Source organism: Chloroflexota bacterium (assembly GCA_018829775.1).
GTDB lineage: Bacteria > Chloroflexota > Dehalococcoidia > Dehalococcoidales > RBG-16-60-22 > E44-bin89.
This window is the reverse complement of the sequence record JAHJTL010000090.1, coordinates 1-22,442: the sequence shown is the minus strand read 5'-3', so window position 1 is coordinate 22,442 and position 22,442 is coordinate 1. Positions and strand designations below refer to the sequence as shown.

The following is a 22,442-nucleotide window of genomic DNA, read 5'->3' as shown; positions in this document are numbered from 1 at the left end:
GCATCCCGGCGAGCACTCCCGAGGAGAAAAAAGACGGAGGGTATTCGGAACTCGCCGAGCGAATGTGCCGTGAAGGCTTTGCCGTTTTCATCTTCAACTTCCGGGGTACCGGGGAGAGCGGGGGCAACTTCGACCTTGCCGGCTGGGCGCGTGACTTAAAGGCGGCGATTGACTACTTATGGGAATTACCGGAACTGGACCGGGCGCATTTATCGCTGCTCGGGTTCAGTGGCGGGGCGGCCATTGCCATTTACGTCGCGGCTAATGATAAACGGGTATCCTGCGTGGCTGCCTGTGCCTGCCCGGCGGAATTCACCTTCCTGAGCGGGGTCGATGCGCCGCAAAAAGTGGTGGACTATTTCCGCGGTATCGGCATTATTCGGGATGAGGACTTCCCGGAATCGGCGGAGAAATGGCTCAATGGCTTCAATGAGGTTCGCCCCATCGACTACATTGCTGGGATTGCACCCCGCCCCCTGCTGCTCGTTCACGGAAATAAGGATGAAACGGTCGATGTCAGCCATGCCCGCCGGCTGTATGAAAAGGCTGGGGAACTAAAACAGCTCGTCATCATCGATGGTGCCGGGCACAGGCTCAGGCAGGACGAAAGAGCTATGAAGCAGGTTATCGGCTGGCTTAGAAACTATTGCCAGACACCTGCAAGAGCGCGCTGAGTTGACCCAGCCGTCAATGAGAGATATAATTAATATGGTAGGGTCAATCGGGACCGGAGATAAGAGGCTGGATAAGTTGCGAGAAAGCTGCGGTGTTTTCGGTGTTTATGCCCCCAATGAAGATGTAGCCCGCCTTACCTATTTTGCGCTCTTTGCACTGCAGCACCGGGGCCAGGAAAGCAGCGGTATTGCCACCGCCGATGGCAGGAAAGTCAACGTTTACGCCAGGATGGGCCTGGTAGCCCAGGTCTTCACCGAAGAAGCGCTCAGCCACCTCAGCGGCAGTATGGCCATCGGTCACAACCGTTATTCCACCAGAGGCTCCAATCGGGAATGCAATGCCCAGCCCATGGTGGTAGGCAAAGGCAATAATGCCATCGCCATAGCTCACAATGGTAATATCGTCAATGCCGAGTTCCTTTTTCAGCAACTCTGTGAGCAGGATTACACTTTTCAGAGCTCCACCGATAGTGAAGTAATCGCCAACCTCATCCTTTCCTCGCCGGAGTATAGCTGGGTAGATAAAATACGCTATGCCATGAACCGGCTGCAGGGAGCCTACTCGACGACGCTTCTGACCAAGGACACACTATTCGCGATTCGCGGTCCGCTGGGGGTACGTCCGCTGTGCCTGGGCAGTATTGACGGTGGCTGGGTTATCGCCTCGGAGACTTGCGCCCTTGACCACATTGGCGCTACCTTTATCCGTGAAATTGAGCCGGGTGAGATTGTCAAAATCAATGAGAACGGTGTTGAGAGTTATCCCGGTAAAAGCGGTAGACAGGCACTGTGCATCTTCGAGTATATTTATTTTGCCCGTCCCGATAGCGTGATAAGCGGTCGGTTGCTCTCTCCTGCGCGGCAGGCGATGGGTGCGGGGCTGGCAACAGAACATCCAGTGGATGCCGACGTTGTGATAGGCGTACCTGATTCAGCGACCAGCGCTGGCATTGGTTATGCACAGCGGTCCGGGATTCCGATCGGGGAGGGACTGATTAAAAACCGCTATGTTGGGCGAACGTTTATTGAGCCTGACCAGCGCATCAGGGACCTTGGCGTGAAGCTGAAGTTCAATCCACTCCCTCACATGCTCAAGGACAAGAGACTGGTGGTGGTGGATGACAGTATCGTTCGCGGCACCACCACCCCGAGCGTGATTAAGGAATTAAGGCGGGCCGGCGCCAAAGAAATCCACATGCGTATATGTGCACCGCCGATTCGCTATCCCTGCTTCTTCGGCGTGGACATGGCGACCCGCAGTGAATTGATAGCTGCCCAGAAGACGATACCGCAAATTTGCCGGTATATTGGCGCAGATACGCTGGGCTATCTCAGCATAGATGGCCTGCTGAAGGCCGTGGCTTTACCTGAAGACCAGTTTTGCCTGGCCTGTTTCACCGGCGATTACCCCATACCGGTGCAGCTTGAGATGGACAAGCTGGCACTGGAGGAAATGCAGTTACAGCAACAGGTGCTTTCCCAGGCAGGGCGGCGGTAAAAAGCGCCCATCTATTAATTTTCCCCCTTCTAATTTGACAACCTATTCCGTTTATTATAAATTTAAGTAGAACAATTGTTCTTCTGGTAAATGAGCCGAAAATGAAAAGACAATTATCGGCAAAAAGACGGCAAATCGTTGATTTTATCCTGCAGTTTATGGAGGAAAGAGGCTATCCGCCAACGGTCAGGGATATACAGGGCGGATGCGGCATCAGCTCAACATCAGTGGTTGATTACCACCTGAAGGTGCTGGAAAATGAAGGGCACATACGCCGTGACCCTGAAGTATCCCGTGGAATCGAACTGCTTGGCCGGGCCTCGCTGTCACAGTTAAGAGTGCAGGTGCCGATAATCGGGCAGATAGCGGCTGGAGAACCGATTCCGGTGCCCGGTTCAGAAACCTGGGACGCAGCGGCGGGCGCCGATTTCCTCGAGGTAACGGCTGACCTTATCCGGGGCAGGCAGGAAATTTATGCTTTGAAAATCAAGGGCATGTCAATGATTGATGCACTGATAAATGATGGTGATATGGTGCTGATGCAGTATACCAGTACGGTGGACAACGGGGAGATGGCAGCGGTGTGGCTTAAAGCGGAAAAAGAAGTTACGCTGAAAAAAGTCTACATAGAACCTGGTCGCGTGCGCCTCCAGCCGGCGAATAGCCAGATGCAACCGATATATGCTGACCCTGAGAACGTTGAAATTCAGGGGAGAGTTATTGCCGTAATCCGGCAGCTGGGTAAGCCAGCATAAAAATGTAAAAAATCATAGCTCAATTTGCTTTTTCCGCAACCGCCATTATAAACTTGATTTGATTTTTTCTGGGCAGTAGTTATAAAGTATTTATAACCTGTGCTTGAGCAGAGGTTGATGAAGATACTGCCAATGCGGTATAACTGAAAAGAGGGCTATGATTTCAGCACAGTTTCAGACGGTAGGTCGGGATTTATTTACCCAGGGGCTCGTTTCCTCAAACAGCGGCAATCTGAGTATCAGACTTGGAGACCAGGTCATCATTACCCGCCGCGGCGGTATGCTCAATAGCCTGAGCGAAAATGACTTAATCGAGACCGGCGTCAGCAAGAACAGCCGGACGACGCCATTAGCCTCCACCGACCTGAATATTCACCGGGCGATTTACCGGGAAACGCAGGCTCTCGCCATCGTCCATGCCCATCCGCCTCACGCCGTGGCGCTCTCGATAACGAACAAGGAAATAATGCCCAGCGTAGAAGTTTTCTCACTTATCGGCACAGTCCCCGTGGTGGGCTGGAGCGACGAACTGGAAAAAGAATGTCTGGCTGATATTGTCGCCAGGGCGTTAAAGCAGCACCACGTAATTATGGTGCACAATCACGGCAGCTTTGCCATCGGACAGTTGCTCGAGGAAGCCTATAATTTTACGACGGCTCTGGAGCACAGCAGCCAGGTCCTCTGCCTGACGAAGTCCTTTCAGGTCGGGCCAGTCAGGGATTAATCTATTTTTTGTAAACCGGTGTGCACCAGTCAGAGTATTTGGCGTTTTCCCCTCGTATTACATCAGCGTAGATTTGCTGTAACTGCGTGGTAATTTTGCCGATCTCCCCATCGCCTATCTGGCGGTGGTCTATTTCCGCGACCGGAGTAACGTGGGCCGCTGTGCCGGTGAGAAAAACCTCATCGGCCAGGAAGAGCTCAAGGCGGTCAACCGGTCTCTCTATCGTCTCAATACCGAGTTCGTTTTTAGCCAGCGTGATTACACAGTCGCGGGTGATGCCCGGCAAAATATTATTCCAGGTGGGCGGGGTGAGCAGTTTCCCGTTGATTACCAGAAAGATATTTTCGCCGCTGCCCTGAGCCACGTAGCCATCATGGTTGAGCATGATGCACTCGTCAAAGCCCTTCTCCACCGCGTCTGACTTGGCCAGCGCATTGCCGGCATAGTGGCCCATTATTTTCACCTGTGGCGGAATGGAATTATCGGTCGGGCACTGCCAGGCGGAGACACTGCACCTCGCTTTATCTACGTCTATGTACCGACCCCAGGGAATGATGAATACAGTAAAATCGTCAGCAATATCGTGAACGCGAACGCCCAGGGCCTCGCTGCATTTGTAAGCCAGTGGGCGCACGTATATATCCTGCTCAAAGGCGCACTTCTGGGCCAGTTCTACCGTTATCTGGCACATCTCGTCGACGCTGTAGGGCATCTTCATTCTCATTACCTTGCAGCCGTTGATAAGTCGCTGGTAATGCTCTCTCTGGCGGAAGATAAATATCTGCTTTTGCTTGCTGTTCCAGTTACCGCGGATGCCTTCAAAGACGGCGGTGCCGTAGTGCAGGGCGTGGGTCATGACACTTATCTTGGCTTCGGCCAGAGGTACAAACTGTTTCTTAAAAAAGGCGTAGGATGGCATGACGTGTCTCCTTTTCCAGGCAATAGTTATCAAATATTATAGCTGCTGCGAATGGAGATTACAAGAGGGTATAAAGAGGCTAGATTAAGGGTGGTTTAAGTGCTAACATATACAATAGTTATCAATCCGATAGTTTATCAAAAGGGGTGATTGATAGATGGAAAACTTAATAGCAGTTTTCGCTAGTGTGGTAGCTGGAGCAGCATATGTTACTTTTGCGTACTATCTTTTTCGGCGGAGAATCATAGGAAGAGGGGGAGCATTTAGTAGAGCGAAAGACATGTTTTTTGGAGAGTTACGTAAGCGGATTTCGTTAGGCGTTATAAAAGACCTTGATGATATAGCTATGGTTAAGAGTTGGGCGATGCGTCAAGAAGAGTCACGCCGCTTTGAGGGAGAACCAATTGAAGAGTTATTAGAGGAATTCCTAGCTGTTCTTACTTGCGATGTGGAAAATGAAGAAAGTGTTCAGAGTGAATATATATTTATTGAATCAATTATAGATAAGAAGCGTGCAGAGGAACCGTTTTCAATTTTACCTACTAGAGAGAGAACAATGGCTCAGATGTTACAGCAGAGCATAGAATCGGGACAGGAAAAAGATGCATTGGCACGACTAAATGAATTTGCCAATTCACTTGGAGTTAGACTTGAAGAGTCAAACGCATCTGTGGCTAGAAATAGAAATTTAGCTGTAATAGCTGCTATCGCTTCGATCTCTGCTGTACCTTTCGCCATTGTTTTATAGACCGCTTTACCTTGATAAACTGGGCGTGTGCAGGCTGTAGCCATCGTTGCTTTCCGGGAAGATATCCCTCAGCTGAAGTGTCCTGCCCGTCTGTATGGCGGTAAAGCCGTACTTTTTGCGTATGCGGTCGATGGCTGCATTTAGCTGTTCCAGCCTTTGACCGGTCGAGTCCAGCATATCCGGCTGCTTTCCCACCTCTACCAGATGTGACACCCCGATGCCGATAAGTCGGACCGCCTGCCTCTCCCTCGGGAACTCGTTTTTCAGCAGTTTCAAACCGGTTTCAAAGATGGTCTGGTCAGCGTCGGCGGCCTGGGAAAGGGTCTGCTGGCGGGTGATGGTGGTGAAATCAGCATACCTTAGTTTCAGGGTAACACATCGGGCTAATTTACCTTTCTGGCGTAAATCACTGCCCACCCGTTCGCTGAGATAACGCAGCGTTGCCTTCAGGAACGAGGAATTTCTGGTATCTCTGGTAAAAGTGGTCTCACGGCTGGTGGACTTGGCGGCGGCAGGGGACTCCACTCTGTCATCGCCGATGCCGTTAGCGTGGTTATAGAGCAGCTTACCCCAGGCGCCAAAGTGGCTTTCGAGTTCACCCAAAGACAGGTTAGCCAGTTGCCCGATGGTGCTCACGCCCAGGCCTTTCAATACTCGCTCGCTCTTTTTACCGATTCCGGGCAATTTGGCTACCGGTAAGGGTGCCAGAAAAGCGCGCTCCTCTCCTGCCGGTACCTCCAGTAATCCATCCGGCTTGGACAGGTCCGAGGCAACCTTGGCCACCACCTTGCTGCTGGCGATGCCAATTGAGGCGCAGAGGTCCAGTTCATCCTTCATGCGCTGCCTTAGCTTTTCCGCCATATTTCGTATGGAGCCGTGGAGCGATTCGAAGCCGGTAACATCAAGGTAGGCTTCGTCGATGCCCAGGGGCTCAAGGTAGGGGGAGAAGTCGGCCAGGATTGCCATGAACTTCTCCGAGGCCTGGCGGTAGCGTTTGTAATTACCCTCGATGAATACGGCCTGCGGGCAGAGGCGGCTGGCGGTAAGCAACGGCATGGCGGAATGCACGCCGTAGGCGCGGGCCTCGTAGGAGGCGGCGGCCACAACGCCCCTTCTATCGGGCTGGCCACCAACGACCACCGGTTTGCCCTTCAGTTCCGGATTGAGCACCTGCTCCACGGAGACGAAGAAAGCGTCCAGGTCAATGTGCATTATGCGGCGTGCCATTTTATACTATGACGACTCCTCAGACCTTATTGGTTGCAAACGGAAGTAGTACGTACTAGACATCCACCATCCAGCTGAGATATTTTTTATCCTTTCCCCATCGCCTTATAGCATGGAATACTACCAGCGCCACGCTGAAGCCAATGGCCATATTGGTCAGTAAGCTCAGTATGGTGACCAGCGCCATTATGGGAAGCTCTCTTGATTTAATGTTCCTGGCAAACCCGGTCAGCTGGATTCCCACCAAAAGCAGCATAGCTCCGATAATACTCGTGGGAAACAGGGCGAAAAGGGCAACGATAGAACCTGCTAGGAAAAGCCCCAGACTTATTTCGATAATGCCTTCGATGATATTTGTGCCGCCGGTTCTGGCCCCAAAGTAGTACTGCCCCGCCAGGCCTCCAGCACCATGGCACATGGGCATGCCGCCGAAAAAGGGCGAAATAATGTTCATGAAGCCATGGTCTAGCGCCAGTTTCTTCTCAGACACCGCCTTACTTGGGAAGTACTCTGTAATGAGAGCGCTGGTAGCGATGATTGCATTGGTGGCCGTCAGCGCTATCTGGGCAAAACCTGCCAGTACCAGCCCCTGCCATATCTCGATTGGTTGAAAAAGGGTGACTTTGGGTAAAGTAAAACCTAAGTTTACTACTCCAGTAAGTCCATGCTGAAAACCCATCACCGCAATTCCAAGAACCATCAAAACCAAAGCCGCCGGGGCATACCGGCTGTTGCGGAGCAGAATTACAATGAGAATGGAAATGACCCCTAGAATCCAGCCCGTAGAGACCATTTTAAATCCCTCAATGGCCAGCATTATCCCGAGAGCAACTTGAATACCCCTCACTACACTCCTGGGTGTAATGGCGGCCATCTTTTTAACCAGCCCGGTAAAAGAGAGTATCAGCCAGATGACACCGGTGCCGAAGCCTGTCGCATAGACCAGAGAGGGAGACCATCTCTGCGAGATAGCCGTGGCAGCCAGCACTTTCATCGGCTCTATGGGCATGGGCAGCCGGTAAACGACACCTGTTATTATGTTTGCCAGTCCCATCATCACCAGGAGGCCGGCCGGGTTCAGACCGTTAACGGCGAAATAGCCGATAGCAAGGGGGAAAAGGGTGCCGAAATCACCCATTGAGCCTGCCAGCTCACGCAGATTGAACTCAAAATCTTTGATGCGCATCCCAAGGCCTATAAGCAGCACACTTTATTAGGTCGATTATACGTTAGACTTCCTGTTGACCTGAGCCTACTTACGCTTTGTCTTTTCTCTCCATCTCCTTTCTTAGTCTTGCCAGTTCCTCTTCAAGGTCCTCGCGCTGCTGCCACATATGCAGCGGCACCGAGTGGGCCGGCCAGCGTGCCAGCAAATCGGATAATTTCTCTTCAAGCTCCCTGATACGGTCAGTTGCCGTTTTTTCAAGTGCAGATTCTTCTCTTGAGATAACGGCCTTTACCCTGCGCTCGAAAACAGCTCTGGGCAGGAGCACGCGGTGCTGGCATTGTAAACATTTGATGCCGATATCAGCTCCAAGACGTACCACCTGCCAATCATAGCTGCCGCAGGGATGTCTTTTCTTCAAACGGACAGTATCGCCGATTTTCATATCCATGGCGGTGACTCCAGGCTGGAAGGGGTCAGGAAATGGTCTCTTTGACCTGGTTGATTTGCTCCCTCAGGTTAGCCGCGGCTTGGCGCGCCGCCTGAGCAAAATCCATTCCCTTCGAGGCATAGAGTACCCGCCTTGAGGAGTTGATAATTGCCTTCTCGCCGTGGCGGTCGACTCCGTAGCGGACGGTCAGTTCCAGGTCTCCCCCCTGGGCGCCGACGCCGGGAATCAGGAGCGGCATATCGGGGTGCTGCCCGCGGATGACTTTAAGCTCATCGGGGTAGGTGGCCCCCACCACCAGCCCGATATTTCCGTGAACGTTCCATTCACCTGCTTTGCGGGCAACGACTTCAAACAAAGGAAGGTGCTTACCATCTCCGGTTTCAATATTGAGCGACTGGAAGTCGACAGCCCCCGCGTTTGAGGTGCGGCAGAGGATAAAAATGCCGCGATTTTGGTATTGCAGGAACGGCTCTATGGAGTCGTAGCCGAGGTAAGGATTAACCGTGGCGGCGTCAAAATCAAGGTGGGAAAAAATGGACTGGGCATAAGCTTTGGCCGTGTTGCCGATATCACCGCGTTTGGCATCGCCGATGACCGGTATATCACCCGGAATAAAGCTTTTTGTCTCTTTCAGGATGCTCATTCCGTCTTCACCCAGCGCTTCATAGAATGCAAAATTGATTTTGTAGGCACAGACGAGGTCGGAGGTGGCCTCAATGATGGCCTGATTAAACTCGGAAACGCTGACGTTTTCCGGCATCCTCTCCTGGTCAGGGTCAAGACCCACGCAGAGGAGACTTTTGTTCTTTCTCGTCGCATGAGTTAACTTTTCTATGAAATTCACTTTATGCTCCGCAGATAAAAAATAGTAAAAGGCGGTTAATGGAACGGCACATCGGCTTATCGATATTATCGGACAAGCTCTTGATGTGGTGTTTGAGCCTCTGCGGGGAGCATACCGCCGAGGATTTTCTGCAGCGCCATGGTATGACTGCAGAGGCCCCACGAGGAGAAGAAAGGACAGGAGCAGTGCCACTTGCCATCTTCATAGCTGGTGTTGTAATTGTCGTTCTCACCGCGGAATTTCACGGCAAGCTCGGTGAAGGTTACGCGGTCGGTTTCCTGAGCATATCGATTTGCCTTTTCAATCTTACCTATCAAACTCGACTGCATATGCGTTCCCTCCTTAATGTAAGAAGCACTGGCCTAATCTGGCACAGCGCTTCGTCTCCATATTGCCAAGCCTTTAGCTTTTGAAATCATATCGATGTTTCCATCGCTGTTATCATTACTTAAATTTTAACTCTTTTTGGGAGGTAAGTCTAGGGGAATTCCATGGATTTTCTGCAACTTGTTATTTGCCTCTGTTGAAACTAATGCGGTAAAATATTTTGTAATAATGCATGAGGTGAAGTGTGCCTATTTACGAATATGAGTGTGGCAAGTGTCAGTTTCACTTCGAGAGGAAGCAGGGCTTTGACGAAGAGCCGATAACGATGTGCCCGCAGTGCCGGGGAAAATCTCGCCGTGTGATTCATTCGACTCCGGTCATCTTCAAAGGCAGCGGTTTTTACATTACCGATAGTCGTAAACACAGCAATCCCAAGGAGCATAAGGAGCCGGAGAAGGGCAAAGAAGAGGTAAAAGGCGGGGAAAAGGGGAAGTAGTCTGGTGAAAGCACTCCTGCAGCGCGTTACCAGAGCCTCCGTCACCGTAGACCACGACGAAGTGGGAAAGATAGGGCGGGGGCTTGTCATTTTGCTCGGTGTTGCCAGCGGTGATACCGAAAAGGATGCCCGGTATCTGGCACAGAAAATCGCCAACCTGCGCATCTTTGCCGATAACGAAGGCAAGTTCAATTTGTCGGCGCTCGATGTCCATGCGGAGCTGCTGATTGTCAGCCAGTTCACTCTCCTTGCTGATACCAGGAAAGGGAGGCGACCCAGCTTCATAGATGCCGCTCCTCCGGAGCAGGCGGATAAGCTGATTGCCTATTTTGTGGAGCAGGCAAGAGCTACCGGCCTGAAAGTGGCCACCGGGCGATTTCAGACATATATGCAGGTTGAAATCCATAATGACGGTCCGGTCACCATCATGCTGGATAGCGGTGGAAAGATCCAAGAATAGTGGCAGTTGCAAATAATTTTATTTGCAAAAGCTTGCAAAACTCTCTTTTCTCTGTTAGACTACATCAATTCAGTCAATACGTTGTGTTCATTTTGATATGAAGAAAACAGTCGATATTACTAAAAGTCTGAGTGAGCAAGGCTACCGGCTGACGCCGCAGCGCATGATGGTCCTGGCCGCCATTGAAAACAGCGAGCATCATATCAGCGCTGAGGAGATATACGCTCAGGTGATAACCAAATATCCATACCTCAATATATCCACCGTATACCGGACACTTGAGCTGCTCCATCGGCTTGGCCTGGTAACTGAGACCGACCTTGGCGGGGGACGAGTCCGATATCACCCGGCGGATAAGGGGCACCACCACCATCTGGTCTGTCAGGAATGCGGCAGGGTAATTGACCTGGATGAATCGGTGCTGGAGAACCTGAGGCTGGTGTTGCAGCGGGATTACAAGTTCGACCCCGATGTACGGCATCTGGCTTTCTTCGGTCGATGTGCCGATTGCAACTAATAAAATTTTTTTAAATTGTTATTGCAATAAATTGCAGTTGCATAAAATTGCTGATAATAATTTAGAAAGGAGAGGCAATAAGTGAGAGGAAGACATTATTGGTTATCGTTGATCATTCTGGTTTTGATTCTGATGGTGAACTTAGTCTCGGGTGGGTGCACATCAAAAGAGGTTGAAAAGCTGCAGTTGGTGACCAGCACCGCGCTGCTGGCGCAGGTTGTGGAACGGGTGGGGAGTGACAAAGTGGAGGTGGTCAATATTATCCCACCGGCGCAGTGCCCTGGCCACTTTGACGTTAAGCCAAGTGATATCCAGAAACTGGCCGAGGCCGACCTCTTTCTCATGCATGGCTGGCAGGGAGAAAAATTTACCGATGATTTAATAGCTTCGGCTAATAATCCCGATTTGAGCGTTTTTGTCATTGACATCAAGGGCAACTGGATGACGCCACAGGTGCAGTCGCAGGCGATAGATATAATCGCTGGCATTATTAGTCAAACAGACGCCGACAATAGTGCCGGTTTTCAAAAGAATGCGGGCGATTTTAAAGCAGCGGTCAATGCCAAAGGAGCGGAAATGGCCGACAAGCTGGCCGAGGCGAACGTTTCCCAAATCAACGTGATGTGCGCCGAACAGCAGGCCGGGTTCGTCCAGTGGGCCGGGTTCAATATCGTGGCTACCTTCGGCCGGCCCGATTCCCTGACGCCGCAGGTGGTCAAAGAACTGGTGGACAGTGGGAGAGAGGGCAAGGTAACGCTGATTATCGATAATATGCAGAGCGGAAAGGACGCCGGTGCCGGCGTTGCTGAGGAGCTTGGCAGCGCCAGGGTTATCCTTTCCAACTTCCCCGGCGGCTATGAGAACACCGAGACCTGGGAGAAGGCTATCGAGTACAATGTGGCGCTTCTGCTGGAAGCGATAGTTCGGTAAAGCGATTTGAATTAAGTATGGCATGAGTGAAACGGCAATAGATATTAAAAACGCGGTCGTATCCTACCGGGAAGACGTGGCCCTGCGGGGCGTATCGCTCAAGGTAACCAGCGGGGAGTTCGTTGGCATAATCGGTCCCAACGGTGCCGGCAAAACGACGCTGCTGACCGTGGTCAACGGGCTGGGCAGGCTGCTCAACGGGCGGGTTAAGGTGCTGGGGCACCAGCTTACTCCCGGCAATGGCCATTCATTGAGGAAGAAGGTTGGCTATGTGGCCCAGGTGCAGAACATAGACCCGCGCATGCCGATGAACGTGCGCGAGGTGGTGATGATCGGGCGCTACGGGCTGCTGGGTCTGCTGGGCAGGCCAAAAAAACATGACTGGGAGGTGGTGGACGAGATGCTGGAGCTCGTTGGCATGAGCCACCTCGCCCGGAGACCGATAGGTCACCTCTCCGGCGGTGAGCAGCAGCGCGTGGCCATTGCCCGATGTCTGGCCCAGGAACCAGAGATTTTCCTGCTTGATGAGCCCACCGCTTCGCTGGACTGGAAGGCGCAGGCCGATATACTGGAACTGGTGAAGCGAATCCACGAGGCTAGAAGCCTCACAACTCTGTTTGTTACGCACGATCTGAGCTGTTTACCCGCAGCCTGCGACCGGGTCGTTCTGATGAAAGAGGGGCTAATCTGGGGTGAAGGTATCCCTGGAGAACTGCTTACCGATGAAAATCTCAGCCAGCTCTATGATATGCCGATTTCCGAGGTGAGAAAGCGGCGGGCGGAGAATATTCCGGTATGAGGTAGCTTGTTTTGTCCATTTTTGAATACCAGTTCATGCAGAACGCCATCCTTACCGCCTTCCTGGGCGGTATCGCCTGCAGCAGCATCGGGGTCTTTGTGGTGCTGATGCACATGCCGTTCATCGGGGTGTGCATGTCGCACGCCGCCTTTGCCGGAGCGCTGCTAGGACTCTTGCTTGGTTTTCATCCGTTAATCGGGGCTTTTATTTTCAGTCTGCTGGCTGCGGCAATAGTCGGTCCACTGGCTGACCGCGGGGAACTGAGCCCCGAGACCTCGGTGGGAGTCATCTTTTCCTTGATGCTCGGGCTGGCGTTCCTCTTCATGGGCCTGATGCCCGGCACCAAATCTGGAGCATTAGAGTTGCTCTGGGGCAGCATTCTCACCAATACCCGGGGCGATGTTATCTTATTGGCTATTGTCGCTGTTCTGGTAACAGGTTTGATATTTGTCTTTTACAAAGAAATACAGGCGACCATTTTCCACCGGGGTATGGCGCTGTCGGTGGGTATCCCGGCCACGGCCATATTATATGGCATCCTGTTTTTAACCGGCGCCACCATCACCGCAACCTTGCGCTCAATTGGCGGTATCTTGATTTTCAGTCTGATATTGAACCCGGCGGCGGCGGCCTACCAGCTTACCTACAGCATGAAGAAGATGTTTTTGCTCTCGGCCGGTTTTGGCGTGCTGTCGGGCTGGATGGGGCTGCTGTTTTCCTATCTGTTCAATATACCGAGCGGGGCAACCATTGTGGTTACTTCCTCGGTTATCTTCCTCCTGGCAGCAGTATTTTCACCCAAGCGGAGGGTGAAGAGGTGGCAGGCAAAACCGCTGGCGGAGGCAGGCAGTGATTAGGACCTATTTCAACGGTAAGGCAGCAACCTGGGACGAAGTCGCTGCTGAAAAAGACCAATCCAAGCTGAGGCAGATGGCAGCACGATTGGACATCAGGCCAGGGTCAGTGGTTCTGGATGTCGGCACCGGCACCGGTATCTTTCTCCCTTTTTTGCTGCAAAGGATTGGCGGCGACGGAAAAATCCTGGCCCTTGATATCGCCGAGGAAATGCTGTGCAGAGCCAGGGCGAAAAATTTTGATGGTGTGGTCGCCTACCTTAACGCGGATGTCGCTCATATCCCGCTGCCTGAAGCATTGGTGGACAGCGTGGTCTGCTACTCCAGCTTCCCGCACTTTCAGGATAAATCGAGGGCGCTCGCTGAGATGTACCGCGTGATGAAAGGCGGCAGCCGCCTATATATCTGCCATACTTCATGCCGGGCAGCAATAAACGGACTGCACAACGGTATTCCCGAAGTGGCCCATGACGTTATCCCGGAAGATTGGGAAATGCGCCTGATGCTATCAGAAGCTGGTTTTACCGACATAGAAGTGGAGGATAACTGCGAAAACTATCTCTGTCAGGCTTTAAGGAGAGGCTGATTTAAAAGATTTCGGGTCAAACTCAAGGCTGATATCCATGGCCTTCGGTGAGTGGGTGAGCGCGCCGATTGAGATGTAATCTACCCCGGTCAACGCTGCCTGGCGGACATTGGATAGATTTATTCCTCCTGAGGCTTCAATCTTTACCTTTCCCTTCAACGAGTTTACAACCTGACGCATATCATCGGGGTTCATATTGTCCAGCATGATGATGTCGGCGCCAGCTTCGCCAGCCTCCATTGCTTCCTGAACGGAATCGACCTCAACTTCAACCTTGAGTCCGTGTGGAGCTTTCTTCTTTGCCCTGGCAACAATATCCTTCAGGTTCATGCCGATGGCGCGCAGCGCCGCGAGGTGGTTGTCTTTAATCAGTATGCCGTCGCCGAGGTGAAGACGGTGGTTCCTGCCGCCGCCCATATGCACGGCGTGTTTTTCCAGCACGCGCAGTCCGGGGGTGGTTTTTCGGGTATCGGCGATGTACGTCTCCAGGCCATGAGTTTCGGCAGTATATTTTGCCGCCAGCGAGGCGATGCCGCTGAGACGCTGTAGAAAATTGAGCGCCGTGCGCTCCGCTTTAAGGATACTTATCACCTTGCCGCTAACCCCAGCGATTTTATCGCCGTCCTTGACGGCTGTCCCATCCCTGCTCAGTACGTTGAAAGAAATGGAAGGGTCAACCCGTCGAAAGACCTTTCCGGCTATCTCAACTCCAGCCACGATACCCGACTCTTTGGCGGATATGGTGGCCTGGCCCTCTAGTTCCGGCGGGACCAGTATCTCGCTGGTAACATCGCCATGCCCCAGGTCTTCGGCCAGGGAAAGGTCAATAATGGCAGCTATCTGTTCTTCCGGCGTTGGCACTTTCTCCATTTTTTACCTCTATCAATTACTCTGCGGTAAACACAGTATGGCGCTGCCATTCTGCGGATGTCTGCGGAAAATCGGAACGAAAGTGTGCGCCGCGACTTTCCTCCCGCAGCAATGCCGCCTCGGCGACCAATCGACCGGTCAGTACCAGGTTGTGTAACTCATAGGAAGGGCGGTCTGTAGGGGATGGCAATGAATGCTGCCATGCTGCCAGGATATCGGCTGCCCTGGATAGACCATCGCCGTCCCGTATCACACCAACATTATCCCAGAGGAGCTGCTGCAGGCTGTCAAAATCGGGTGCTGGGACTGATTCTACGACCTTGCTCTCAGTAAGTTTGCGGTGGACCTCCTGACGTTTAGGTGTGGGGGATGAACCGGTTTCGGCCCTTTCAACCGTTTTATCCATGATGCGCTTGCTGAAAACGACCACCTCCAGCATGGAGTTAGAGGCCAGGCGGTTTGCCCCGTGCACGCCGGTGCAGGCGGTTTCGCCGGTGGCGAAAAGCCCGGAGACGTTTGTTTCTCCCCAGGTATTGGTCTTGACGCCGCCCATCATATAGTGGGCTGCCGGCGCCACCGGAACCGGCTCCCTGATGATGTCAAGGCCATGGTCAAGACAGAAACGGTAGATGTGGGGGAAGCGAGTGGTAATCAAGTTGGGAGAAAGGTGGGTGACATCGAGGTAGACCCGGTCGGAGCTAGTCTTTTTCATTTCGTGGAGGATGCTGCGTGCCACCACATCGCGCGGAGCCAGGTCACCTTGCGGGGCGTAGTTGGGCATAAACCTGTGTCCTTCCGTGTTGCGCAGGATACCACCTTCACCCCGGACCGCTTCCGAAATGAGGAAAGGCATTACTCCCGGAAGGTGCAGGGCGGTGGGATGAAACTGAAAAAATTCCATATCGATTATCTCAGCACCGACCTTGAAGGCGAGAGCGATACCGTCGCCGGTGGCGATATCGGAGTTGGTATTGAATTTGAAGAGCTGGCCGGCACCGCCGGTGGCGAGAATGAGGTGCTGGCATTCAAATATGTCCGTAGAACCGGTGAGGCAGTCAAGTACCCGTGTGCCTCGCACGGAACCATTCTCAACCAGGATTTCCATTGCCTGATTGTGCTCTCTTACCGGGATTTTAGCGGCGCGTACCTGTTGGCTTAGGGTGACCTCAATATGCTCACCGGTGGCATCCCCGCCGGCGTGCAGGATGCGGGGAACGCTGTGGGCGGCTTCCAGGGTAAGCGCGATTCTGCCGTCCAGCGTATCAAACGGGACACCGAAATTGATCAGCTCCGCTATTCGTGCCGGGGCCTCATCGACCAGAATTCGTACCGCCTCCTCATCGCACAGGCCATTCCCGGCCGCGATGGTATCTTTGTAGTGCAGGTCCGGGGAATCATCCCGGCCGATGGCGGCAGCGATACCTCCCTGGGCATGTCTGGTATTGCAGTCTTCAACACTGCCCTTGGTTATGACCAGCACGCTGCCTCGCTCCCTGGCAAGGAGCGCCGTATAGAGGCCAGCGATACCGCTGCCCACTATTATGTAGTCATAGTGATTCATTCGCTATTGCTCTTGGCGTTGGCTAGCAATGCTGTTCCGGGCCATGCGGATGGTGGCTCCAGATTCAATTTTCAAAACGACGCTGTCATCGCTCAGTGTCTCCACAACGCCGTAGATGCCGCCGGTGGTGACGACCTTATCGCCACGTTTCAGTTCCAGCATCAGCTCCTGGTGCCTTCTCTGCTGCCGGCGCTGCGGTCGAATGATGAGAAAGTAGAAGATGGCGACCAGCAGGACGATGAAGATAATGAGCGTCCAGTCGAAGCCTCCACCTTCCTCGGCTCCTCCCGTCGGTGCGCAGCCATCGAGTACCGCCAAGAACGTGAGCAGCATTCCTGTCAACAGTCCATACTTTAACATTGTCCCTCCTTATTTCGATTTGCTTACCGTGCCCTGCAATGACCAGGGGCTCGTCTTTTCTATCCGAATATTTACCAGTTTTCCAAGGCAATCACGGTTGTCGCTGGTAAAAACCAGTTTGCCGGTACGGGTCCTTCCCTGCCATTTGCCTTTCGCCCTGGTCTCGACCAGAATTTCAACCGTTCTATCGAGCAGCTGTTTATTGATTTCAGCAACGATTTTTTCCTGAAGCTGCTCAATAACACTTAATCGTTCCTTTTTCACCGTCGGCGGGATATCATCTTCAAGCTCACGGGAAGCGGCGGTTCCCGACCTCGGTGAGTAGGCCGCAACGTGGACGGTGTCAAACCTGACACCTGCGAGCAGGTTCACCGTTTCCTGGAACTGGGCTTCTGTCTCCGATGGAAAGCCAACGATGACGTCCGTGCTCAGCGCTACGCCAGGGATGGTATCCAGTATTCTCTTTATCAGCTGTCGGTATTGCGCTGCGGTGTAGCCCCGCCTCATCAGTTTGAGAATCCCGTCGCTGCCTGACTGTACGGGGAGACTGAGCTGCTCGCAGACCTTGTCCAGCCTGGCGATGGCGTCAATAAGCTTATGGCTCATATCTTTGGGGTGGTTGGTCAGGAAACGTATCCGCAATAGTCCATCAATTGTATTAAGCTCTTCCAGTAAGTCGGCCAGGTCGGGCTTATCGGGCAGGTCGTGGCCATACGAGTCCACATTCTGGCCCAGCAGCGTTACCTCCTTGACCCCCCGCCTGACCATCTCCCTGACCTCGCAGACAATCTCTGACATGGGACGGCTTATCTCGCGACCGCGACGATAGGGGACAATGCAGTAGGAGCAGAAGTTGTTGCATCCCTGGATGATGGGGACATAAGTGGCAGGGAAAGGGTGCTGGGGTAATATTGCCTTTTCACTCTCTTGGTCGAGCCAGGGTGGATAGTCGCCCGGCTTGAAAAAGTACTCAACGTGGGGGAAATCATTTTTCAGCCTGGTGGTATCCGAGTTTACCAGGCAACCGGTAACGGCCAGCGTGACATCCGGATGAGCCCGGGCAAAGGACTGCAGCGCTCTTATCTTATTCACCACACGGTTTTCCGCATTCTGGCGCACCACGCAGCTATTGAGCACAATGACATCAGCGCTCTCGGCGACATCCGTTGCCCGATAGCCGCGATGCTCGAAGAGGCTGCCGAGCCGCTCCGACTCCGCCTTGTTCATCTGACAGCCGATGGTCCAGATATGGTAGTTAGGCATTTCTCCCCGCAACTTACCTCAATAGTAATATACCCCTTTTCAGGGGTATATGTCATTTACATAAATGGCGGAGGGAGTGGGATTTGAACCCACGACCCCGGTTTCCCAGGGTAAGCGCTTAGCAGGCGCCCGCACTAGGCCACTATGCGATCCCTCCCGTGCGCCGCATTTTATGTATATTTAATATATCACATATTTTCGCTTTGCTCAATCATAAGTTGTTGCGGTTTGCTGCTCTGTTGTGGCCTGTGCTAATATGGTTGGCACGTAGCTGTCATGGAGATTAACCTTATCATTGAAGGACAATTCACCGGTTGCCCTGACGCCGACTGGTTTCAGCACGTCGTGGCGCAGGTTCTGGATGCTCAGGATGCCGCTGGAAATGCCGAGATAGGCCTGGTGATAACCGACCAGGAGAAAGTACGGGAGCTGAACCGGGACTATCGCGGAGAGGACCGCCCCACCGATGTTCTGGCCTTTTACATGACAACTGCGGGAGAACAGCCTGAAAGTGAATCAGCACGGTTCGTGCCACCACCTGATGGAATGCGGCATCTCGGTGAGGTCGTTATTTCCTATCCCCAGGCGGTGATACAGGCGCAGGAGCACCGGCATTCCGTAGAGAAAGAACTGGCCATTCTCATTATTCACGGTGTGCTCCACCTGCTCGGCTATGACCATGAAAATACGCAGCAGAAGCAGGAGATGTCAGCCAGAGAGCAGATAATTCTGAGTAAAATCATGTTGGAACAGGAGAGTGAGCAATGAAGAAAGTCGAGTTGAAACAAGATAGGTACTGGTATCCCCGGCCGACAGTCCTGGTCGGCTCTAATGTTGACGGCAGGGCCAATTTCATGGCGGTGGGTGGTGGCGGTGTGGCCAATGGCGAACCGCCGATGATAAGCGTGCTAATACGGCACAAGTGTTACACGCTGAAGGGCGTCTGGCAGAACAAGACATTCTCCGTAAACACCCCTTCTGTTGACCTGGTGAAGGAAGCCGACTTCTGCGGCATCACCTCCGGTGCCGATGTGGACAAAGTGAAGGTCTGCCAGTTCAAAGTGTTTTACGGGCACCTGGAGACGGCGCCGTTGATTGAACAGTGTCCGGTCAATCTGGAGTGCCGGGTAGTTCATATCCTGAACCTGGGCAGCCATGCTTTAATCATCGGTCAGGTGGAAGGGGCCTATGCGTCCGAAGATTGTCTTACCAAGGGTATGCCTGATGTGAAAAAAATAAGGCCCATAATCTTTGACATAGACTTCAGGAGATATTTTGCCTTTGGCGACCAAATCGCGGAATCGCATAAGGTCGGCCTGGAGCTGAAGAAGAGGGCATAGCGTCAGCGTCGGGCGGCGCCAACGAGCTCACTGATGTCTTTAATTCCCTCTCTGGCCATGAACTGTTCGATACCCTCGAGGACATCAAGCGGGGCGCGGGGATTTATAAAGTTGGCGGAGCCCACCTGTACAGCGCTGGCACCGGCCATGATGAACTCAACGGCATCTGTACCGGAAGTAATCCCGCCGCATCCGACGACGGGTATATTCACCGCGCCAGCCACCTCATACACCATGGCCAGCGCGACCGGCTTTATCGCCGGGCCGGAGAGCCCGCCGGTACGATTGCCGAGCAATGGCTGTCGCGTGTAAACATCAATCGCCATGCCCCGTACCGTATTTATCAGGGAAATGGCATCGGCACCGGCTTCGGCGACTGCAACAGCTACCCTGGCGATTTCCCCGGTGTTCGGAGTTAACTTTACCAGCATGGGAAGATAGGTGTTTGCCCTGACCGAGGCAGTTACTCTGGCGGCTGATTCGGAGTGCGCGCCAAATTCAGCCCCGCCGGCACTGATGTTGGGGCAGCTGATATTGACCTCAAGAGCACTGATTCCGGGGACACCATCCAGTTCTTTAGCCAGCGCCGCGTATTCCTCAACCGTCTCCCCGGCGATATTGACGATTACCGGAACCTGCCATTCTGCCCAGAGCGGTGCCTTTTCTCTTATCAGGGCTTTCACCCCCATGTTCTGCAGACCGATGGAATTGAGCATGCCGGAGGGGGTTTCCACAAGGCGGGGCTGGGGATTGCCGTCCCTGGGTTTCAGCGTGGTTCCCTTGCAGACTATGGCGCCGAGCCGCTGGATGTCAAACAGGTGGCTGTACTCGGTGCCGTAGCCAAAAGTCCCGGATGCGGTCATGACCGGATTGGCCAGATGTAAACCCGTTTTGTTTTTCGGCGCCAGCTGTACTGAAAGGTTCGTCACGACTCCAATTATAGGTTATCTATCCTGAAGGGGCAATGGCCCGGCGGCTCAGACCGTGCTGGCATCACGGTCGTACCTCGGGTTCCTGTGGCGCAGTTTATTTATCCCGAACGATATAAACAACACCGTGCTGCTGACCAGAATAATGGTGGCGCCGGAGGCCAGATTAAGCACGTAGGAAATCCACAACCCGCTAAAAATAAATACCACACCGGCCGAAATGGCCAGCAGCATCATTTTTTTCAGGCTGTGGGTAAACTGACGGGCCAGTGCCGCCGGAATGGTGAGCAGGGCAATGACCAGGATGATGCCGACCACTCTTATCAGGACCACCACGGTCAGGGCTATCAGGCAGAGCAAGAGAAGATACAGGCTTTCGGTGGGTACTCCCGATACGGTGCTGAACTCTTCATCAAAGGAAACATACAGGAATTCTTTATAGAGAAGAGAGACAAGTACAATTATCACCACATCCAGGATGAGCATCAGCATTAAATCGAAGAATGGCACCGTCAGGATGTTGCCGAAGAGGTAGCTGAAAAGGTCAGGAGCGTACCCCGGCGCCAGACCGATGAAGATTATGCCCAGTGCCATCCCCATCGCCCACAGGATACCGATGGCGGTGTCCTCGGGCAGTCTGGTCCGTCTGGTTACCAAGCCGATGCCAAGCGACGAGGCAACGGTAAAGACCATGGCTCCCAGAACCGGATTGATGCCCAGCAGATATCCCAGTCCGATGCCACCGAAAGAGGCATGGGCAATGCCACCGCTGATGAAAACGACCCTCTTGACCACCACATAGACGCCAACAATGCCGCAGGCGATGGCGGCCAGCAAGCCGGCCAGCAGGGCATTCTGCATGAACTGATACTGAAGTACTTCGAGCATTGCTTAATGTTCCCTCAGTACCCGGTGGGGTACGGTGCCATGGGCGATTAGCTGGATAGGGCAGTGGTATGCCTTCTCCAGCTCCTCGGCTGATACCTCTTTGGAGCCGTGGTAGAACAGCTGACGGTTGAGGCAGGCGATCTCGCTTACATAAATAGAAACAGCGCTGATATCATGGGAGACCAGGACGATGGCCATACTTTCCTTTAATTTATCCAGCAGTTCGTAGAACTCGGCCTGCATATTCGTGTCAATGCTGGCGGTTGGCTCATCCAGCAGCAGCAACTCTGGACTGGTCGCCAGCGCCCGGGCGATGAAGACGCGCTGCTGCTCTCCACCGGATAACTTGCCGACCTGCCGGTCTTTATAATCAAGCATCTCCACGGTCTTCAGGGCGGCAATGGCCGCCTTTCTATCTTCTTCACTGTAACGTTGAAAGAGGCCGGATTTGTTATAGCGGCCCATTAAGACCACTTCAAAAACACTGATGGGGAAATCGTGGTCGAAGAGGTTGACCTGCGAGATGTAGCCGATGTATTTCCTTCCCCGCTCCGGCGACATGCCCAGTACGGTGACCCTGCCCCGGCTCGGTTTTATCAGCCCAATGATAACCTTGAGCAAGGTGGTTTTGCCGCCGCCATTGGGACCGATGATGCCGAGAAAATCATTCGATTCTATGGAAAGGTTTATCGCTTCCAGCACCGGAACACTGTCATGGTGAACCCAAACATTTTCCAGCTTTACCAGTTCTTTGGTCGCCATTTTCCACCCCCCCTTCAAGGCTTTTCCAGACATAATTATTAGGTAATCGCCTGCTTCACGTCAACCGTTTTATGATTTAATGTCAAAGATTATTATTGCAGAGTAGCGCGACAGGCATTAACTTTCCGAATATGGCTTCACCCAGGATGGTCGCTCTTTGGTTTTTTATTTCCGGCCACCTCCCGCGTGGTTCGTAAATGAGGAGGGCTGCTTTTGATGGCAGCCCCGATGATTAATAACCATCTGTATTACGCCAGCGGCGTCAGTGTCAGCAGCTTTTTGGCTATCTTGGGATATTTAGCGATAAAAAGAAGCTCGTCCTCAACAAGGGGTTTCTGGGATTCCACGTTGGCATAGCGGACCAGCTCTAGAATCTCAGAGGCTTCTTCACGGCTGCTGAACCGTACTTCCATTTTACCCATAATATGGCTGAATCCGGAGATTCCACTGTACTGCCCGGCGATGATTTCTCGACCCGTCTCCACCATTACCGGG

Annotated in this window: 28 protein-coding genes and 1 tRNA gene; 14 read left to right on the top strand and 15 right to left on the bottom strand. The window is 53.0% G+C overall.

What is annotated here, in order from left to right:
• From KKD83_08985 to KKD83_08970, 4 genes are all read left to right on the top strand, one after another.
• The coding region (locus KKD83_08985; protein ID MBU2536280.1) for a lysophospholipase at nt 1–674 on the top strand (674 nt) is incomplete at its 5' end.
• Nucleotides 675–750: 76 nt separating this feature from the next.
• Nucleotides 751–2,172 (top strand): amidophosphoribosyltransferase, encoded by a 1,422-nt coding sequence (locus tag KKD83_08980; protein ID MBU2536279.1) that lies wholly within the window; start codon nt 751–753, stop codon nt 2,170–2,172.
• A gap of 101 nt (nt 2,173–2,273) precedes the next feature.
• Complete coding sequence (gene lexA / locus KKD83_08975) at nt 2,274–2,927, top strand: transcriptional repressor LexA (GenBank protein ID MBU2536278.1); 654 nt, start codon at nt 2,274–2,276, stop codon at nt 2,925–2,927.
• Between the two features lie 157 nt (nt 2,928–3,084).
• Nucleotides 3,085–3,651: an aldolase gene (locus KKD83_08970; GenBank protein ID MBU2536277.1), complete on the top strand. Its 567-nt coding sequence runs from the start codon at nt 3,085–3,087 to the stop codon at nt 3,649–3,651.
• A 1-nt stretch (nt 3,652) separates the two neighbouring features.
• Here KKD83_08970 and KKD83_08965 read toward each other — a convergent pair whose 3' ends face one another.
• Nucleotides 3,653–4,570 (bottom strand): branched-chain amino acid transaminase, encoded by a 918-nt coding sequence (locus KKD83_08965; protein MBU2536276.1) that lies wholly within the window; start codon nt 4,568–4,570, stop codon nt 3,653–3,655.
• 157 nt (nt 4,571–4,727) lie between these two features.
• On the opposite strand from KKD83_08965, the gene KKD83_08960 reads away from it, so the two are divergent.
• Nucleotides 4,728–5,318: a hypothetical protein gene (locus KKD83_08960; GenBank protein MBU2536275.1), complete on the top strand. Its 591-nt coding sequence runs from the start codon at nt 4,728–4,730 to the stop codon at nt 5,316–5,318.
• 6 nt (nt 5,319–5,324) lie between these two features.
• Here the strand turns inward: KKD83_08960 and dinB are convergent, their stop codons facing one another.
• The 5 genes from dinB to KKD83_08935 all read right to left on the bottom strand — a co-directional run bounded on the left by dinB (nt 5,325) and on the right by KKD83_08935 (nt 9,334).
• Nucleotides 5,325–6,545 (bottom strand): DNA polymerase IV, encoded by a 1,221-nt coding sequence (dinB, locus tag KKD83_08955; protein ID MBU2536274.1) that lies wholly within the window; start codon nt 6,543–6,545, stop codon nt 5,325–5,327.
• Between the two features lie 55 nt (nt 6,546–6,600).
• Entirely contained in the window at nt 6,601–7,731 is a 1,131-nt protein-coding gene (locus KKD83_08950) for a putative sulfate/molybdate transporter (protein ID MBU2536273.1), read from the bottom strand.
• Between the two features lie 70 nt (nt 7,732–7,801).
• Complete coding sequence (locus KKD83_08945; protein ID MBU2536272.1) at nt 7,802–8,161, bottom strand: DUF951 domain-containing protein; 360 nt, start codon at nt 8,159–8,161, stop codon at nt 7,802–7,804.
• A 25-nt stretch (nt 8,162–8,186) separates the two neighbouring features.
• Nucleotides 8,187–9,005 carry an orotidine-5'-phosphate decarboxylase gene (gene pyrF / locus KKD83_08940; GenBank protein MBU2536271.1) on the bottom strand — a complete coding sequence of 273 codons (819 nt, stop codon included), beginning with the start codon at nt 9,003–9,005 and terminating at the stop codon, nt 8,187–8,189.
• A 65-nt stretch (nt 9,006–9,070) separates the two neighbouring features.
• A complete protein-coding gene (locus KKD83_08935; GenBank protein ID MBU2536270.1) occupies nt 9,071–9,334 on the bottom strand; it encodes a hypothetical protein in 264 nt (87 codons plus the stop codon).
• Nucleotides 9,335–9,576: 242 nt separating this feature from the next.
• On the opposite strand from KKD83_08935, the gene KKD83_08930 reads away from it, so the two are divergent.
• The 7 genes from KKD83_08930 (at nt 9,577) to KKD83_08900 (ending at nt 13,974) form a co-directional block, all read left to right on the top strand.
• Nucleotides 9,577–9,828 (top strand): zinc ribbon domain-containing protein, encoded by a 252-nt coding sequence (locus KKD83_08930; GenBank protein MBU2536269.1) that lies wholly within the window; start codon nt 9,577–9,579, stop codon nt 9,826–9,828.
• A gap of 4 nt (nt 9,829–9,832) precedes the next feature.
• Nucleotides 9,833–10,288 (top strand): D-tyrosyl-tRNA(Tyr) deacylase, encoded by a 456-nt coding sequence (dtd, locus tag KKD83_08925; protein ID MBU2536268.1) that lies wholly within the window; start codon nt 9,833–9,835, stop codon nt 10,286–10,288.
• A 97-nt stretch (nt 10,289–10,385) separates the two neighbouring features.
• The gene (locus KKD83_08920; protein MBU2536267.1) at nt 10,386–10,805 is read left to right on the top strand and encodes a transcriptional repressor; all 420 of its coding nucleotides are present in this window, start codon (nt 10,386–10,388) and stop codon (nt 10,803–10,805) included.
• A 132-nt stretch (nt 10,806–10,937) separates the two neighbouring features.
• Nucleotides 10,938–11,735: a metal ABC transporter substrate-binding protein gene (locus KKD83_08915; GenBank protein ID MBU2536266.1), complete on the top strand. Its 798-nt coding sequence runs from the start codon at nt 10,938–10,940 to the stop codon at nt 11,733–11,735.
• 22 nt (nt 11,736–11,757) lie between these two features.
• Nucleotides 11,758–12,534: an ABC transporter ATP-binding protein gene (locus KKD83_08910; protein MBU2536265.1), complete on the top strand. Its 777-nt coding sequence runs from the start codon at nt 11,758–11,760 to the stop codon at nt 12,532–12,534.
• A gap of 35 nt (nt 12,535–12,569) precedes the next feature.
• On the top strand, nt 12,570–13,391 hold the full coding sequence (locus KKD83_08905) for a metal ABC transporter permease (protein MBU2536264.1): 822 nt from the start codon (nt 12,570–12,572) through the stop codon (nt 13,389–13,391).
• A complete protein-coding gene (locus KKD83_08900; GenBank protein MBU2536263.1) occupies nt 13,384–13,974 on the top strand; it encodes a methyltransferase domain-containing protein in 591 nt (196 codons plus the stop codon). Before KKD83_08905 ends, KKD83_08900 begins: the two co-directional genes overlap by 8 nt.
• On the opposite strand, the gene nadC is transcribed toward KKD83_08900, so the two are convergent.
• The 5 genes from nadC to KKD83_08875 all read right to left on the bottom strand — a co-directional run bounded on the left by nadC (nt 13,960) and on the right by KKD83_08875 (nt 18,185).
• On the bottom strand, nt 13,960–14,844 hold the full coding sequence (nadC, locus tag KKD83_08895) for a carboxylating nicotinate-nucleotide diphosphorylase (protein MBU2536262.1): 885 nt from the start codon (nt 14,842–14,844) through the stop codon (nt 13,960–13,962). The genes KKD83_08900 and nadC overlap by 15 nt on opposite strands.
• 16 nt (nt 14,845–14,860) lie before the next feature.
• Complete coding sequence (nadB, locus tag KKD83_08890) at nt 14,861–16,405, bottom strand: L-aspartate oxidase (GenBank protein MBU2536261.1); 1,545 nt, start codon at nt 16,403–16,405, stop codon at nt 14,861–14,863.
• A gap of 3 nt (nt 16,406–16,408) precedes the next feature.
• Entirely contained in the window at nt 16,409–16,738 is a 330-nt protein-coding gene (gene yajC / locus KKD83_08885) for a preprotein translocase subunit YajC (protein ID MBU2536260.1), read from the bottom strand.
• A gap of 36 nt (nt 16,739–16,774) precedes the next feature.
• Entirely contained in the window at nt 16,775–18,028 is a 1,254-nt protein-coding gene (gene miaB, locus KKD83_08880) for a tRNA (N6-isopentenyl adenosine(37)-C2)-methylthiotransferase MiaB (GenBank protein ID MBU2536259.1), read from the bottom strand.
• A gap of 65 nt (nt 18,029–18,093) precedes the next feature.
• Nucleotides 18,094–18,185: transfer RNA gene (locus KKD83_08875), tRNA-Ser, on the bottom strand.
• A 119-nt stretch (nt 18,186–18,304) separates the two neighbouring features.
• On the opposite strand from KKD83_08875, the gene ybeY reads away from it, so the two are divergent.
• A complete protein-coding gene (ybeY, locus tag KKD83_08870) occupies nt 18,305–18,796 on the top strand; it encodes an rRNA maturation RNase YbeY (GenBank protein ID MBU2536258.1) in 492 nt (163 codons plus the stop codon).
• On the top strand, nt 18,793–19,368 hold the full coding sequence (locus KKD83_08865; protein ID MBU2536257.1) for a flavin reductase family protein: 576 nt from the start codon (nt 18,793–18,795) through the stop codon (nt 19,366–19,368). Before ybeY ends, KKD83_08865 begins: the two co-directional genes overlap by 4 nt.
• A gap of 2 nt (nt 19,369–19,370) precedes the next feature.
• Here KKD83_08865 and KKD83_08860 read toward each other — a convergent pair whose 3' ends face one another.
• The 4 genes from KKD83_08860 to KKD83_08845 all read right to left on the bottom strand — a co-directional run.
• Nucleotides 19,371–20,309 carry a dihydroorotate dehydrogenase gene (locus KKD83_08860; GenBank protein ID MBU2536256.1) on the bottom strand — a complete coding sequence of 313 codons (939 nt, stop codon included), beginning with the start codon at nt 20,307–20,309 and terminating at the stop codon, nt 19,371–19,373.
• Nucleotides 20,310–20,345: 36 nt separating this feature from the next.
• Nucleotides 20,346–21,185 (bottom strand): metal ABC transporter permease, encoded by an 840-nt coding sequence (locus tag KKD83_08855; GenBank protein ID MBU2536255.1) that lies wholly within the window; start codon nt 21,183–21,185, stop codon nt 20,346–20,348.
• A gap of 3 nt (nt 21,186–21,188) precedes the next feature.
• On the bottom strand, nt 21,189–21,947 hold the full coding sequence (locus KKD83_08850; GenBank protein ID MBU2536254.1) for an ABC transporter ATP-binding protein: 759 nt from the start codon (nt 21,945–21,947) through the stop codon (nt 21,189–21,191).
• 248 nt (nt 21,948–22,195) lie between these two features.
• On the bottom strand, nt 22,196–22,442 hold a 247-nt coding region (locus KKD83_08845; protein ID MBU2536253.1), incomplete at its 5' end, for a homocitrate synthase.